Annotated in this window: 7 protein-coding genes and 3 pseudogenes; 9 read left to right on the forward strand and 1 reads right to left on the reverse strand. The window is 55.2% G+C overall.

From position 1 onward, the window contains the following. The first annotated feature begins 219 nt into the window (after positions 1-219). The 3 genes and pseudogenes from D3879_RS24765 to acs all read left to right on the forward strand — a co-directional run bounded on the left by D3879_RS24765 (position 220) and on the right by acs (position 3,800). Complete coding sequence (locus D3879_RS24765; protein ID WP_119956826.1) at positions 220-1,293, forward strand: glutaminase; 1,074 nt, start codon at positions 220-222, stop codon at positions 1,291-1,293. A gap of 229 nt (positions 1,294-1,522) precedes the next feature. Next, positions 1,523-1,735, forward strand: a pseudogene (locus tag D3879_RS24770) (ethanolamine permease); the annotation flags it as partial. A gap of 127 nt (positions 1,736-1,862) precedes the next feature. Continuing rightward, the gene (gene acs / locus D3879_RS24775) at positions 1,863-3,800 is read left to right on the forward strand and encodes an acetate--CoA ligase (RefSeq protein ID WP_119956827.1); all 1,938 of its coding nucleotides are present in this window, start codon (positions 1,863-1,865) and stop codon (positions 3,798-3,800) included. A gap of 97 nt (positions 3,801-3,897) precedes the next feature. Here the strand turns inward: acs and D3879_RS24780 are convergent. Next, positions 3,898-4,602, reverse strand: a pseudogene (locus tag D3879_RS24780) (tyrosine-type recombinase/integrase); the annotation flags it as partial. 467 nt (positions 4,603-5,069) lie between these two features. Here D3879_RS24780 and D3879_RS24785 point away from each other — a divergent pair. From D3879_RS24785 to D3879_RS24810, 6 genes and pseudogenes are all read left to right on the forward strand, one after another. Beyond that, on the forward strand, positions 5,070-6,125 hold the full coding sequence (locus D3879_RS24785; protein WP_119956828.1) for a hypothetical protein: 1,056 nt from the start codon (positions 5,070-5,072) through the stop codon (positions 6,123-6,125). Between the two features lie 2,390 nt (positions 6,126-8,515). Then, positions 8,516-9,934 carry a hypothetical protein gene (locus D3879_RS24790; protein WP_119956829.1) on the forward strand — a complete coding sequence of 473 codons (1,419 nt, stop codon included), beginning with the start codon at positions 8,516-8,518 and terminating at the stop codon, positions 9,932-9,934. A gap of 3 nt (positions 9,935-9,937) precedes the next feature. Beyond that, positions 9,938-10,972 (forward strand): caspase family protein, encoded by a 1,035-nt coding sequence (locus tag D3879_RS24795; protein ID WP_119956830.1) that lies wholly within the window; start codon positions 9,938-9,940, stop codon positions 10,970-10,972. After that, the gene (locus tag D3879_RS24800; protein ID WP_119956831.1) at positions 10,959-12,770 is read left to right on the forward strand and encodes a hypothetical protein; all 1,812 of its coding nucleotides are present in this window, start codon (positions 10,959-10,961) and stop codon (positions 12,768-12,770) included. The genes D3879_RS24795 and D3879_RS24800 overlap by 14 nt, the downstream gene beginning before the upstream one ends. A 236-nt stretch (positions 12,771-13,006) precedes the next feature. Continuing rightward, positions 13,007-14,023: pseudogene (locus D3879_RS24805) on the forward strand (IS110 family RNA-guided transposase). 514 nt (positions 14,024-14,537) lie between these two features. Then, positions 14,538-16,154, forward strand: a complete 1,617-nt coding sequence (locus D3879_RS24810) for a hypothetical protein (RefSeq protein ID WP_147411236.1) — start codon at positions 14,538-14,540, stop codon at positions 16,152-16,154. Positions 16,155-16,347 lie beyond the last annotated feature (193 nt).

Consider the following 16,347-nt stretch of genomic DNA (forward strand, 5'->3'; position numbering starts at 1 on the left):
TTCACCATTTTTTATATACAGGATCGGTCGAGGATGCATCCTATTGGCTTCGTAGGGATATAGCCAATTTTTCTTTCCAGTTATGTACTTTTTTTACAGAGTGCTGCGTTTCATCATCTATTGCGTATTGGTCGGATCGCTAAGAGCGCTGCGCCACAATTTATTATCGCGGGTGCCGTTTAGTGTGTTAATCGCTGGAAGTGGCCAGGAGAGGGGTTTATGAAAGATGGTTCGGCTCGAGAGGCGCTGTTGAGGCAAGCGGACTGCTCGGCGTCGCCAGATAATTTCCGCTCCACCCATTCTCGGGTTTATGCTAGAGCGGCGGAGAACTGTGATCAAGACTCGCAATTCAATTCACGCTTCGATTTGGCGCCTCGATTGCCAGAAATATTGGCTGACATCGCAGATATAATGTCGAGGCGGGCATCCAGAGGAAAAGTGGCAGATTACATAAAGCCGCTGGCCAATGTGGATCCTGCTAAATTCGGGATTGCCGTGACGCTTGTAAACAATATGCACTACTCAGCCGGGGATGCGGAAGAGTGCTTTTCCATTCAAAGTGTCTCTAAGGTTTTCTCGCTTACATTGGCTCTTGGCAAGGCTGGCGATGCCCTCTGGAAAAGAGTGGGGCGCGAGTCGTCGGGTAATGCTTTTAATTCGATCGTTCAACTAGAGTATGAACGTGGTATTCCGCGTAACCCCTTCATAAACTCTGGTGCAATCACAGTTGCTGACGTGCTGCTTTCCAGTCACCAGCCGAAAGAAACGATTGGTGAAATTGTGCGTTTTGTTCGTTTTTTGGCTAATGATGAGAGCATTGCGATTGATCCTGTTGTGGCAGTTGCTGAAAAAGAGACAGGTTTTCGTAATGAAGCACTGGCTAACTATATGAAGTCATTCGGGAATATAAAGAATGCTCCCGCACATGTTCTCGGCGTATATTACCATCATTGCGCAATTGCTATGTCGTGCAAACAGTTGGCTGTGGCTGGCGGATTTCTAGCTTCGGGTGGAGTTAATCCGGTGACAGGGCTTTCTGTTGTTTCTCCTGAACGTGCACGTCGTATAAACTCTCTTATGTTGACCTGCGGCCTCTATGATGGCTCGGGTGACTACGCATTTAGAGTAGGTTTGCCTTCGAAAAGCGGAGTGGGCGGAGGAGTTCTTGCCATAGTGCCTGGTATAGCTTCAATTGCTGTTTGGTCTCCAGGTCTCAATGCCCAGGGAAATTCGAAACTTGGAGTCGAAGCGCTGGAGATTTTAAGTGGTCGCGTTGGATGGTCCATATTTTAGTCGACACTAGCGATTTGGTATTTCGACGGTGTCATGATGATAGGTGCTCTTTTTATAATCCTGCAACAGAAGTGTGGAGCGTGTCGCCAAAAAGCTTTCAGCTCAGTACAAGAATACCAATACGAGGAATTAGAACATGCATAACGTAATTGGAGCTTTCGAAATCGGCGTGATGATTGACGAAACACGCCTTATCAAAGACGACTCGCCGCCATCAGCCAAGATATCAATTCTGGAGCGAAGCTTCCGCGCGCCGGGATATCCAATCGTGCCGGTCATTGCGCTGCTGCTGGCAGTGGTCTGCCTGATCGCCATGGCCTGGTTCAACACGCTGGTCGGGTTGATCTTCCTCGGCTTTATGGCCGCAGGGTCCATCTACTTCCAACTGACTAAGCACCAACGCGCCAGTGCGCCACTCGATAGCATGCTGACCGGCGTCTAAGCGGTACTCTCGGCCGGCTCAGGCCCGGCCAGGCTTTCGATATCAGCCTGGACAAGCCGAGCATCGGGGCTCAAGTAACCCGCTACACGTACGGTAGAAACCTATGCCCAATAAAAAAGGAACCGTTATGTTCGAGACAGCCACATACCCCATCCCCGACTCAGTGCGAGAACGTGCGTATCTGGATAACGATCAATATCTGCAGCTGTATCAGCAGTCTATCGAAAACCCTGAGCTGTTTTGGGGGGAGCAGGCGTCACGCCTTCTCAGTTGGTTCAAACCTTGGGATCAGGTACATCACTCCGACATGAGCAGTGGTGCAACCCAGTGGTTCCGGGGCGGGCAACTGAATGTCTCGTATAACTGCATCGACCGCCACCTGAGCGAGCGTGGCGAACAGGTCGCCATCATTTGGGAGGGTGATAGCCCTTCAGAGTCGGCGAACATCACCTACAACGAATTGCACCGTCAAGTCTGCCGCTTGGCCAACGTGTTGAAGAGTCGCGGCGTGAAGAAAGGCGACCGGGTCTGTATTTACATGCCGATGGTTCTGGAAGCAGCCTATGCCATGCTGGCATGCACGCGGATAGGAGCAGTCCATACCGTAGTGTTCGGTGGATTCTCCCCGGACGCTCTACGTGACCGCATCAACGATGCGAACTGCACCACGGTGATTACCTCCAATGAGGGTGTTCGTGGCGGCAAACGCGTTCCTCTCAAGGCCAATATCGATCTGGCCCTGGTCAGTTGCCCACAGGTTTCTACCGTATTGGTCGTGCAGCGTACTGAAAGCCAATGCGCTTGGGTGGCCGGTCGAGATCTCTGGTACCACGAAGCTATAAGCGTTGCCGATGACGTCTGTGAGGCCGAGCCAATGGACGCCGAAGCGCCATTATTCATCCTCTACACGTCCGGCTCCACGGGTAAACCTAAAGGGGTTGTGCATACCACGGGCGGGTACCTGCTTCAGGCCTGTATGACGCACAAGTATGTGTTCGACTATCACGGCGGCGATATCCATTGGTGCACCGCCGACATTGGGTGGATCACGGGACACAGCTATGTGGTCTACGGCCCACTGGCAAACGGCGCTACAACACTGATTTTTGAAGGTGTGCCGACTTATCCTGATGCATCGCGGTTTTGGCAGGTTGTGGATAAGCATCAGGTGAATATCTTCTATACAGCCCCGACGGCTATCCGCGCGCTGATGCGCGAAGGTGACGATCCCGTGCGGGCCACCAGCAGGAAAAGCCTGCGCATGCTGGCCACTGCTGGTGAGCCGATCAATCCGGAGGCCTGGGAGTGGTTTTACAATGTAGTCGGTGAACGGCGTTGCCCAATCCTCGACACCTGGTGGCAGACCGAAACAGGCGCCATCATGATTGCACCGCTGCCAGGTGCGACTCCGCTCAAGCCAGGATCGGCAACCCGTCCATTCTTTGGCGTACAACCGGCATTGTTGGATGACAGTGGCCAGGAGGTTCACGGTCCTGGCTCCGGAGTTCTTGCAATCAAAGCCAGCTGGCCAGCCCAGACTCGCACGATTCACGGCGATCATTCCCGGCACGTAGAAACCTATTTCAAACCCTACCCAGGCTATTACTTCACCGGCGACGGCGCCCGTCGTGACGCGGACGGCTATTATTGGATCACAGGTCGCGTGGATGACGTGATCAACGTTTCCGGCCACCGGATCGGCACAGCCGAGGTTGAAAGCTCGTTGGTGCTTCATGAGTCTGTGGCCGAAGCCGCCGTGGTCGGTTATCCCCATGATGTAAAGGGGGAGGGCATCTATGCCTTTGTGACCACAATGCGAAACGTGGAGCCGACCGATGAGCTGAAGCGCGAGCTTGTGGCGATGGTCAGCAAGGAAATCGGCAGTTTTGCCAAACCCGAGCTGGTGCAATGGGCGCCTGCATTACCGAAGACTCGCTCAGGAAAAATCATGCGCCGGATCTTGCGCAAGATTGCTTGTAATGAGTTGGACACACTTGGAGACATCAGTACCTTGGCCGACCCTGCAGTGGTGGATGAGTTGATCGGCAAACGTTTGAATCGATAAGCGATCCTTTAAATCCAGCAACGCAGAGAGCCCGATTCAGAAGGGCTCTCTGAAATTGTGGCAGACACAGCTTTTTCGAAAGCTAAAGTTCCCTGGCACGGGTTGATGATCCGTCGGCCCAGCGCCCAAACCCTGCAGGGATCAAGAACACGCTCGTTCCCAGTTCCGGTACCGCAATCTCCCAATTCCACTGAAGCTTGCAAACTTCCTGCTCCCTGCATCCCGTATTGACTTTGAACAAGGCCATGGTTTGCAGGTGCGCCGGGAGTTCGGCGAACAGAATCGACTGCTCTTCCCATGAAAGCGGGTAGAGCTTCCGGCTGTTCGTTTTCTCGTCCAGCAGAGAGATCATCGGCACAACATCGAGTAATGGCCGGCGCTCTTCATCCCGCTACTTCCGCGCACAAAGGTTCAACACTCGAATCACCCTTTGCAGCGCGATGTTCACAGTACGATTTGTGACGGGCCTGCCCTCAGCCGGGTGAAGCTTCGACTGGATGTAGGGGGCGAGCGCGTCGTCGTCGATGTGTGTGAGCGGCATATCCCCAATGAATGGGTCGAGCTGCTCCATGTAAGTGGCAGAGATGTGAATGGAGGCTTGATCCTTCACTTCGAGCAGGAAGCGAGTCGCCGCCTCCCGCCATGTTCTGACCCGGCGCACTCCGTACACCTTCTGCTGGCGAAGTTGCTCCAGCTTGTGAATCAGGTACTGCTCTGCTTCGGCGCGGTTACAAGTGCGCCTCCTCGATTTCGCCCCTCGGCGGTGCGGCGACCAACGCGAACACGCACAGTCTGAAAAAATGCCACTCCAGTAAGTCGGCTGCTCCCCATTCCCTGGCGATCCATGCAGCCGATTTGCAGCGACATCTAATTAAGCCCTACCTTCCCTTAAAGTTGCCATAAACGACTTGTCTTTCCGAGGTTCTCTCGTGGGGGGGGGAATGCTCGCCCGATTTAAAATTTAATGACTTCATTTTATTTTCTAATGACCACTGAAGGGACGGTAGGTAGTAGTTTCAATAGGCTATGTAAACCAAAAGTTTATAGTGCCACGTTTGGAAACCTTCAGGACTATCGAATGCCTTGTGCGCAGCGCCGGGGACGGTAGCTTCGCCAACGACGCTCGATAATTGAGCAATACCAGCTGCGGGGCGAAGAGAAAGGAGCTAGGTTCATTCTATGAGTCGGGTACTTGGGACGAAAAGCATGTGGGGCGGGGAACAAACCCTATCATTTTGACTCACCCATCAGTTATGTGGATGTCTCCTGATGAAGCTCAAGCGGGAAGCTAAAACCCCGAAGAACAAGGCTATCGCCTCATTACGGCGCGGGTTGGAGGTCTTCAACGGTCACGACGATCATGGCCGCACAGAATCAGTTCTGCTTCATTTCCAGCACAGCAGTGAGATGCTGACCAAGGCACTCCTCGTGCAAAAATCAAAGGCGGTCTTCGATAAGCAGAAGGGGATTGCCATTGGACTTGATCGGGCACTGAATGTAGCTACCGCCAGAGGGTACTTGACAGCTGCACAGGCAGGCTCTATCCGTGCCCTCGATACCATGCGAGATGCTGCTCAGCATTGGATGATTGTTGTGCCAGAAGACGCGTTGTTTGTAAATGCGAGAGCGCTGCTGACAACGTTGGATGAAGTATTGGTCGAACCTTTTGAGGACTCGCTGGCAGACAATCTTCCCCTTCGCGTCATGCCACTCTCTACCACCGCGCTACCCAGCTTCGATGTTCTAGTGGATCGAGAGTTTCGGCATATCGCCGAACTTCTCGCACCCAATAAGCGCGCCCGAGACGAGGCAAGAGGACGCATACGAACCCTCCTGGCAATGGAAGCTCATGTAATCGAAACCGTTGAGGTGTCAGAAAGGGACATTGATCGAATCGAGAGGGCGATCAAGGTAGGCACTCAAGTAGATCAGGTCTTCCCAAGGTTGATTGCCTTAGCGAGCAACATCACTGGTGAGGGCCCTACTCTTCGCGTCCACTTCAGCAAAAGGGAAGGCGCACCTGTTCGGTATGTTTCAGGCGATGATCCCGAAGCCGCAGGTGCAATTCGGGAAGTGGATTTGCAGAAAAAGTACCACCTCAGCCCCACTGCACTTTCTGAACGGTTAGGGCTCACCCCGAACAAATGCAAAGCGTTACGGGAGATGCTGGGCCTCGACAACGACCAAGCCAACATAATGATTTTTGAGTTTGGCAGTCAAAAACACGCGCGCTTCTCAGATAACGCGTTGCGTATTTTGCAGGAGCACAATCACCCCGAAATTGTCGAGGCGGCTTGGCAGGCACGTCCGAAACCTAGGCGTTAAACTCAGTGCTTCTACGATGTTTAGAAAAGCTCGATGAAAGCAAACCTCCAAACCTGGTAGGCAAACGCGAGGCTGCTTTGGGGCGATTTTGCTGAAAAAGTCGACCGTAGGTTGCGCATCAAAAATGTACGCGTCCAAGATTAAGATCTTTGCATTTGGCAGAGGCTTTCGGACTCGGATTTCACGTAGCAGCATGCAAAAAAGGCGTTTTCCCCAGTGACTGATCAGGCAGTCTGGGCAGACCGACTTTTTCAACAGAATCGGGCGAATTCTGTCACTCGCCAAGTAACCCAGGGACTAGCTGTCGAATACACCATTGCTGGCGTTGGTGGAGCTTTTCAGATCACCGCCCCACGACCTCAGCACACAGATGCTAGTTTTCAAATACCGAGCATGATGGTGGTCGCATTGGGCTACAGCTTTTCGCTACGAATGCTTCAACATCGGACTCCACCTGGATTACCCTCCACTGCCCTGACGCTCAGTTTAGGCTGGGAAGTTCGGGCATTTCCTCAAAACCGCCCAGGTCGGCATCCCTAAATGGGTTTGGCTTTGTTTGGCAACAACCAACGCGCCCGCCCATGCAGGCTTCTTCAATACCTATCCGATTGATTTTTCAAGAAAATTCATGGGGATCACTCGGAGCTAAAGTCTATTCCGAACTAGCCCTGTATTATCAATATCGCGAAATCGTTTTTCGAGGATTGGCACATAGCCAGCAGCGCTACTAAGGTCATAGTAATGTCTCGCCGCGCTCTTAGTACAAGACAGCCGATGAGTTGCTTCATAAATAATTGCTGCTTCAATCGGTATCTGTGTGTCCTCCAGAAGGGCGAATGGCGCTGTGTGTCGTGGACGTATTGGATGAACTTGACTTGACTTGACCTGACTCAAGTGACCGAACGTCATCGCTCGTTGCTTAGTCTGCTCTAAATGCAACATGATGGAAAAACAAATGGAATCGAACCCACTGCAAAAACCGGCTATAGCCTTGATCATTGCAGGTATTATTCTTGTGATCGGTTAGCTCTTCATGAGTTTTTTCGCGCTAAGCAGTTTTCCACCAACGCCATTTGGCGCAGGAGATGCAGCGATGAAATATTCGCTGCTAAGAGCTGGTGCATTGATGCTCGCGATAGTTCCTTTTCCGCTCGGTGCGACTGCCATTTATGGCGGGGTTCTAATGCTCAGAAAGAACCTATTCGTCATGTGCGTTTTAGGTGCTGTCTCCGCAAATACTTGGAAGTATAATGCTAGCGGGGCCACTGGCTCTGCCAATCGTGGCAATCGGCATCTGGGCGATTGTTGTACTTCGCAAGCCCAACAATAGAAATCTATTTAAAGCTGTGGCGCAAACTTCCACAGAATCGAGACCAGTGCCGTGAGTCAGCACCAGTTTCAGGCATGGCAATCTTTGTAGGCGTGTTGTGCTTTTTTATCTTCAGCCGCAAGCTGAAGTAGTTATCCAAAACGCCCGCTGGCCCGGTTGTGCTGTCTCGCTTCATTGGAGAGTTTCATGCCTCTCTTTTATACGAGCTGTGGTCACAAGAACGCAGACGACGCAGGCTATTGTGAATACAGAGCAAAGGGAACGATTATGCGATTCTCAATCTTGTTGTGCGTCGTAATTTTGGCCCTAACCGCATGCTCTAGTACAAAAAATAATCCGGACCAAAGTTTTTTGCGACCCTCCCCGGCAGCAGACTGCGATCTTGGGGGACGCCCAGTAGCTCCTGAGAGTATTCATAAATGGTGCACGGGTACACCAGGGCCTGGAGAAAATATATGCCTCGGCGGCCACTTCATGTGTAAAAGGTGCATAGGTCCACACTGGGCTACCCCCTATCGTTGTTAACGAGCCCCCTGAAAGACAGAAGACAATAGGGGGGCAGACTACGGTTTTTGCTTTGAGCGGCGACTCTAATTAATCGTGGCGTGTCCCTTATTGTTCTGATGGTCTATGGAGATGGAGGTGAAGGTGGAGGTGGAGGTGGAGGTGGAGGTGGAGGTGGATTTATTGGTTAGGCTGAGCCAATTTAAAAATAAATTCGTCCCCTTTTCTCCGATGCTCGTTGGCACACCAGCAATAGCTCTAATTGCCTTGCCCATATCACTATTGTTTTTCGTTGTTGCCGCTTTCGCAGTCTCAGCTTGCCCGCATTGCGGCCACCCGACGCTTTGCCACTTAACGGTAGGGCTTGGCGCGTTTGCTTTACTAATGGTTGCACCAACTGCAGAGGCGAGGCCTAACCTGTGCAGGTGCCATCTAATAATTCGCTCACTGGGCTCGTAAAAGCTACGCTTTTTCTCGCCGGTTAGCTTAATCGTTCGGCACATCAGGCGGCACTTGATGGCACCAATTCTATGTGACGAGAAATCGGAGGACCGTCATGATCAACTTCGTAAATGTGGGTCCGGGTGGTACCTTCGAGGCCAGTGGCGATCACGCCACAGAAGCGGCCGAGATCGACGCCCTGTTTCAGCACCTAAGCTCAGCGGGCGAAAAGTCACTGGTGGTGCATTTCCACGGTGGCTTAGTGTCGGAAGGCGCAGGGATCGAGATCGCGCAAAAGATGGTACCAGTGTATGAGGCCGCTGGCGCAGTTCCGCTTACCTTCGTCTGGGAAACAGGGCTGATCGAGACTTTTCGCGACAATCTGCAGAATATCCACGACACGGCGCTGTTCCAGAAACTGCTGAAGTGGCAGCTGCGCCGCGCCGCCCAGCGCTTCGGCGGTTTCGAGGGCCGCGGCGCTGGCGTGGCAATCCCGATGTCGAAGATTGAGGACGAGTTGGCGAAGCCGAGACCGTTTGCGAGCTACGACGACCTCGCGACCGGCAAGGGGGCGGCGGCGCGCGGTGGCGTCGCGGTGACGGAGGCTGATCTCGACGTGCTCAAGCAGGAGCTGCAGGCCGAATTCCAGGCAGACATCGACGGCGACTACACCGTGATCGCGGAGGTCGACGCACTGGCCGGGCGCAGCCCCGATGCCGGGGCCCGCGGCCTGATCGAAGGCCTCAAAACCGCGAAGATGCTGGCGGCGATCGCCTATCGCGTGATCCGCCGCCACATTCGCGGCCGCGATCATGGCTTCTACCCGACCGTGGTCGAAGAGCTGTTGCGCGAACTTTATCTCGCCGACCTCGGGGCCTGGGTGTGGGGACGGATGAAGGACAAGGCCACTGCGATGTGGCTGCCGAACGACGGCCTGAGTGGCGACGAGCGTCGCGTCGGCAGCTATGTGCTGGAAAAGATCGCGGCGTTACAGACGACGCGGCCGGATTTCCGCGTGGACTTGGTCGGCCACAGCGCCGGCAGCATCGCGATCTGTGAGATGTTGCGCGCAGCCGCCGCGCGCGACCTCGCTGTCCGCGTGAACACCATTACATTCCTTGCCCCAGCCGGGCGCTCGGAACTCGGTGTCGCGGAACTCGTCCGGCATCCGGATCGTTTCAAACAATTCCGCTGCTACACCATGGACGACGACTACGAACGCGAAGACCAACTGGTGCCCAAGGTCTACACGCGATCGCTGCTGTATTTCATTTCCGGTGTTCTCGAGCCGGACGAGGTCGATGCACCAATCATGGGGATGATGCGCCACGCTAGTGGCCAAGGTCCATTCAGAAACGGCCCCGCCGCGGACTGGGCTGCGTTCATGACCGCGCAACAGCGGTTGGTGCTGTCCGACAACACGGTAATCGATCCGAGCGCGGTCGCCGGTCGAAGGACGTCGTCGCGTTCGCACGGCGGTTTCGACGATGACGGGCCGACCCGCGAAAGCCTGACCGAGTTGCTGCGGGTCTGAAGCATGCCCGAGTACGCAGGCCACTACGCTCTGGTCGTCGGCATCGACCATTACCCGCGCTTCCGCTCGCTGAAGGGCGCGCGCAAGGACGCCGAAGACTTCCACGCCTGGCTGACCGATCCGGAAGGCGGTGGTGTGCTGGCGGCGAACGTGGAACTGGTGCTGTCGAGGGAGGATCCAGTGCGGCCGATCCATGACGACATCGACGACGCGTTGGAGAGGATCCTCGCCGCGGCTCGCAATGTTGCGGGCGACAAGCGCCTCTACGTTTATTTCAGCGGCCACGGTCTCGGCCGCACCAACGTCGGCGCCGATCTGTGCCTAGCGTCGTGGTCGAAGCAGCGACGGGCGATGGCGCTGGATTCGGAAGGCTATCGGAAACTGGTGATGGGCTGCGGCTATTTCCGCGAAGTGGTCTTTCTGCTCGACTGCTGCCGCGTGCGCGAGGTAGGCTCCACCGCACTGCCGCCGACGATCGAACTGCCGACGCCTGGCGACGGCGCACCCACCTGCCGCAGCTTCGTCGGTTACGCCACCGAATTCATGAACGCCGCCTACGAAGCCGAGATTGGACAGGCCGACGGCGAAAGCGACGTGCGAGGGCATTTCACCCAGGCGCTGATGAACGCGCTCAAAGGTGCGGCGGCGGAACCGACCGGCGGCGTCCGCGCTTCGAAGCTCAAGGAATACCTTGAAGTCAACACGCCGCTGATTGCCAAGGCCAGCAACCATATCCAGAATTCGGAAGTGGTGAACGGCCTGGACACGACTGCCGATCCGCTGTTCGGCCATGCCAAGCCGCCAGCGCAGGCGCCCGGCTTCGCGGTCAATCTCGTCTTCAGGTCCGTCGCGAAAGGCGAGGCGGTGGTCGAAGACGGCCAGTTGCGTGAGCTCAAGCGCGGCGACGTCTCCACCGGGCCGTGGCGCATCCCGGTGAGCGGCCGCACGATGCTGCTGTTGCGCTATCTGCCGACCGGTGCCGAGAAGACAATCCGCGTCCAGGGCAACGAAACGGAGGATCTCCATGTCGAGCTCTGACCGCCCTGTCTATCGTCTGACCCTCGAAGCGCCAGAGCCCGGGCTCGGGGTGATAGTGATCGACGCCGAAGGCAACGTCGTCGGCCGGTGCGCGGACGATAAGTCTCGGCTGGATTTGGACCTGCCGCGCGGGTTGTACACCGTGCGGAGCAGCCGTAGTGGCGCCTTCGCCGAAACTGTGGTCCGCCTCGACGGCCCGCAATTGGTGAAGGCCGCGCCGCCACCGGTGTTTTCCGCAGCCACGATTCCCGGCGCCGCGACCACACACGAGTACTACACCTGGCCGGCCTGGGCCGCCAGCCAGACACCGACCGCACCTCTGCTGGCCTGGGACGAGCCGGCGGACGCGCGCCTGTTGCTGTTCGTGCGCGCGGCGCACCAGGGTGCCTATGCTGGCGAAGACCAACTGGCCTCGCTATCGCTGCGCATGCTCAACGGTCGCAGCTTGTCCGAGTTTAGGGACGATGCGCAGCGCGACTCGGACAAAGGTTGGGCGGCCTACAGCACGCGGCTTCCGCACGGGCTGCTTATCCTCGAAGACCTCGGCGAACGTCCGCGCCAGATCCCGGTGCCGTTGATGCCCGGCTGGCAGACGCAGGTGTTCGTGATGCATCACAAGCGCCTGCTCTGGGAAGACATGCGTCTGGCCACGCTGCACGCCGACGTGATCGATTCACGCAAGTACCGCAGCCCCTACGACCTGCAGCCGGACGATATTCAGCCGTCGCAAGACATGGACGCCGGCTTGCTCGCATTACAGAACAACACGCCGTCGGTGGCGCCGCAACTGATTGACGCATTTCTCGGCTCGAAGTTCCAGAACCCGATCCTCGGCCTCCTCGGCGCGTATCTGATGCTGTTGCACGAGCGGCGCGAAGCGAAAAAACCTGACTATCACGCTGACACTGGGCGCATCCGCATGGTGCTCGACAACCTGCATGCACTGCTGCCCGAATCCGCAGACGTGGCGGCGCTGAGGCTGATGGCGGAGCCCTGGCTCGGCAAGCCGGCGCTGGCGCCGGTCGAGCGCGTGCCGCTGTTCCGCTGCGGCGCCGAAGCGCTTTTGCAGGCCGCGGCCTCCGATCCCGCGCTGCTGCCTGAAGGCTCGCTGCTGGATACGGTGTCGGACAGACTCTACGGCGATACGGTGTGGACGACCTGGAAGCCGGTGGCGTTGCCGCTCGGCATGTATGTCGCGGCCAATCTTCCCGGTGCGGGCGCGATGCACGAGACGAACTGGGTGGAGCAGGCAGTGGTTGACGCCGTATCGGTGGCCGAGCATCGCGGCGAAGATTTCACAGCGGACGATCTCGTCCGCCGGATCGGAGTATCGCCGCATGCCGTGCGTAATGCGATGGATCGCCTCATCACGCGCGCCGCGACCCAACGATTGCTGCCCGACGTGGCGCCGCAGGATATTCGTCTGCTCGGAGGCAAGGTCGCGCGTACGCTTGCGGACACGCTCGGTTTGAGGGTCGACGAGAGCCTGCTGGCGCAGATCGCGAGCGGCCCTTCCTCCGTCGAAAGCGCGACCATGACACCGAGCATCCAGCAGGTGTACTCTCGATTAAAGAAAGCTCTGTCCGAGGTCGCGGCCAAACAAGCAGGCAAGATCTCTGCTGACTCCGTGCTGACGGAGATCATCAGGCCGGACGACGCGTTGGGTCGTACCTTGTTCAGCAAACGGCTTGCCCGTCAGTTTAGCGAGCACAACATCGCGCTCTCCAACGAAGAGCTAGACGCTACAGAATCGGTTCGTGATTTAGCTCATCTGATGGCTCGAAAGCTTAGCGAATGAGCAGTTGATGCGTGGACTTTTCTCTGACTGGGAACTGAGCAGTGAATCGCTTGCTGCCTGCCCCTTAACGTCCATCACGACAGCAACTTTCCATAATTGAGGACTTTGCATAACGACCCTTACGGAGAGCTCTCCATAACGGCCAAAAGCAATGGGATGGACTCCTCCTCACCTCGGCATCTTGAGTGCCAGACTGAAGGTGCGAACCACAGTCAACAGTGAGAAGGAGTCCACACATGAAGCTTATGCGCATTGGGGTCAACTTGGCCAAGAACGTGTTTCAGATCCACGGCGTGGATTGCCATGAGAAGCCGGTCTGGCGGCAGCGCCTGCCTCGCGATCGCTGGCTTCAAACGGTACTGGAGAAGATCGAGCCCGGCTGTGAGATCGGCATGGAAAGTTGCGGCGGTGCGCACCATTGGGCACGGCAGCTGGAGGCTCGCGGATTTCGGGTGAAGCTGATCGCGCCTCAGTTCGTCAAACCCTACGTCAAGAGCAACAAGAACGACGCCAACGATGCCGAGGCGATCTGTGAGCCGCCCCAGCATGCGCTTCGTCGCCATCTAGACCATCGAACAACAGGATATCCAGGCGACGCATCGCATCCGAGCCGGCTTAATCGAGCAACGGACAGCCAAGGCCAATCAGATTCGTGGGCTGGTCGCCGAGTACGGCCTTATCGCCCCAAAAGAATTACTAATGCTACGTCGTGCGATACCGCGCTGGTTGGAAGAGGCCACTAACGGTTTGACGGTACGCTTCCGGCGTTTGCTGGATGGCTTGTGGGGCGATCTTTGCGCACTGGATAAGCGCGTGGGCGAACTCGACGGCGAAATATCGGCGATCGCGGCAAGTGAGCCAACTGCCGTCCGTTTGCAGCAGCTGCGTGGCGTCGGCCCCATGATCGCCACCGCGCTCGTTGCTGCCATCGGTGATGCCCGTCAGTTTGCCAACGGCCGACAACTGGCCGCCTCGCTAGGATTGACGCCGAGGCAACACAGCTCCGGCGGCAAGGATCGGCTGCTTGGCATCAGCAAACGCGGCGATGCCTATCTGCGAACACTGATGGTTCATGGTCGGCGCTGCGTACGGCCAAGTCCAAAGACGATCGACTCAGCCAGTGGGTCGTCCGTTTAGCTGAGCGATCTCATCCCAATGTGGCCGCTATAGCACTGGCCAACAAAACTGCTCGCATGGCTTGGGCGATGCTGCGTCATGACACTGATTACCAACCGGGACGGGCAGCGGCCTGATCCACTCACCTTAGGAGAAACACCCCTTCACCACGATTGCGAAGCAACCTGAACGATGGCAAACCGGTCGAACCGGCGTCGGCAAAACCCTCAAATGTCCAGGTGCGAAAAGCACGTAGAAGCGAATGGGAGCCGGCGCGCGAATAGCCCATCATGGCCCAGCATCAATACGATGCAGCAATCAGAGGCCGAATATACGTGTGCAGCCGGCACGGGCGCCAAAGCGAAGGGGGCTTGCAATGAGGAGGAGTCCATATACGGACTGTCGGAAAGGGCAGGATTGGCTGACATCTGCTTTATGTCTCCCGCGGCCTCGCCACGCAGCAGAATTGCGAGGAATGCCCTCTTGAGCCTAAGGCATACCGCTTAGGTGATGAGGTTAAATCCACTGGATGCTCGCTGATGGCAGAGCTAGAGCGCTTCATCTTCAATGCCCACCCGCTCACTGTTCGGCTACCCAAATAACCCAATTCCTAGCATTATCCTGAAACGATGATTCGACGGAATGGAATTGATGGGTAGCACGAAGGAGCCGGCCGCCAAGCCAGCCAAGCAGAAGAAAAATACCACGCAGGGCAAGCCCCAACCGAAGCGTGACGATTTTACTCCTACCACTATTCGCGCACTAAAAGACGCAGCGGGGAACATCTGTTCCAAACCTGACTGTCTCGTGTTTACGGCAGGGTCGAAGGAACTGAACGATGGTCCCATGAGCATTGGCATTGCGGCCCACATCACGGCTGCTGCGCCCGGCGGACCTCGCTACGACGGGACTCTCACGAAGGAGGAACGACGGGCCGTGAGCAATGGAATCTGGCTTTGTCAGAACCATGCACGTCAAATCGATGTAGACCCTGTTCCATTTCCTGTTGAGCTTTTGAAAAAATGGAAAGCCAAGGCTGAACAACGTTCAAACGCTATGGTTGGCCAGAAGTCCATCACCGAGGCGGAGCTTAGAGACGAGATCCGCAAGGAATCGGGTCTGTCGCTGGAGCGCTTTATCAGACGCGACCTGAACCCTGTCCAGACGCCGGTCGGAGACATTATGAGTGGTTATGAGCAAAGCCTATCCAGCCTGGACCCTCGATTCAATGTGAAGGTTATGGCAAACGGCAAGGCCATTTCACACGAAATCACCGCTGCGAGCGCAGACGCAAAATTCAATCTGGTGTTTAGCAATATCCATGAAATTGAGGGTTTTGTAGAGTCTGCGAATGCTTTTTTCGAAGAGGGCCGTGAGTTCACAATTCACAGCCCTAATTTCTCTTTCAAAGGCTCACAGCTATTTGAGTCGATCCACGACAACCTCGAATCTGGGAAAATTACGCTTGGCGGTAACAAACGATTGATAAAAACAAATATCTATGTGGTAGATAATGAAGGTCATGAATTCTTTATAGATTCTTTTGAGTCTCATTCCACGCATGGTCAGAAACGTTTAATCGCAGAAGGAAAAGGCTTGGGTGGCTTCTTTCGGATCAATTATTGTTTGGAATTTGATACGACTTTGAATAAGCTTGATTTAACTTGTGGCTTGAGCGGCTGGAAAGGCAAAGACATTCTTAAGCTGCCATATTTTGCGCGCCTAGTTAAATCAATTCCTTATCTCAATGGTGGCAACTTCATTGTCGAGTATGAGTTTGGCAATGAAGTGATTAGATTTAATGCTAAAAATAATCCGTCAATAGATGATTTCGTAGATCATTATACTTGGCTAGTCTCGGTGATGCAAAAAGCCCGATCCATTGCTGAGAAGCTCGATAAGCCGATAATTTTAAAAGAATTCGACTTAAGCGCAGATTTACAACGCATTATCAATAAATACGCCGCATTGATGGACGGTAATGTTTTCGGCACAAGGAAGCCGGGGTTGATTTGTGAAGGGGAATTTGATTTTTACGATGATTATTCCCATGAAGACTTTGACCCTCAGAGCAAAGTTAGTGAATTAAAATATACTGAACATGAAGGTTTGGAGTTCAATCTGTTTGGGCAGATAGTCAAAGCCCCAAGGGTAGTCACGGATGTCAGGCCAACCGAGTCACTTATTTATTGCCCTTTGGACGAAAGAGATAAGCTAAAAGTAATCGTAAATGCGCTGGAAGAGTCTAATAGCTTCATCTTTGGCTGATGAGAAATGGAAGGTGATGGATTAACATCGAATCGTAAGGGGTTTAACTTATAAAATTGGGAGTGGCGTGGCTATCGATCTACTACCTTCCCCTGGCTTTCTGTGAGGGCGAGCCGAGCAGATCGACTCACCTTGGTACGCCAGACGCCTTCTATACGGCCTTGACAGTCCGCTTTTGGCCGTTCTCTGCCGG

Source organism: Pseudomonas cavernicola, assembly GCF_003596405.1.
In the GTDB taxonomy this organism is placed as follows: Bacteria; Pseudomonadota; Gammaproteobacteria; order Pseudomonadales; family Pseudomonadaceae; genus Aquipseudomonas; species Aquipseudomonas cavernicola.

Excerpts from the sequence above, each read along its gene's own strand:
- D3879_RS24765 (WP_119956826.1), top strand. The coding sequence starts at position 220 with ATGAAAGATGGTTCGGCTCGAGAGGCGCTGTTGAGGCAAGCGGACTGC.
- acs (WP_119956827.1), top strand. The coding sequence starts at position 1,863 with ATGTTCGAGACAGCCACATACCCCATCCCCGACTCAGTGCGAGAACGT.
- D3879_RS24785 (WP_119956828.1), top strand. The coding sequence starts at position 5,070 with ATGAAGCTCAAGCGGGAAGCTAAAACCCCGAAGAACAAGGCTATCGCC.
- D3879_RS24790 (WP_119956829.1), top strand. The coding sequence starts at position 8,516 with ATGATCAACTTCGTAAATGTGGGTCCGGGTGGTACCTTCGAGGCCAGT.
- D3879_RS24795 (WP_119956830.1), top strand. The coding sequence starts at position 9,938 with ATGCCCGAGTACGCAGGCCACTACGCTCTGGTCGTCGGCATCGACCAT.
- D3879_RS24800 (WP_119956831.1), top strand. The coding sequence starts at position 10,959 with ATGTCGAGCTCTGACCGCCCTGTCTATCGTCTGACCCTCGAAGCGCCA.
- D3879_RS24810 (WP_147411236.1), top strand. The coding sequence starts at position 14,538 with ATGGGTAGCACGAAGGAGCCGGCCGCCAAGCCAGCCAAGCAGAAGAAA.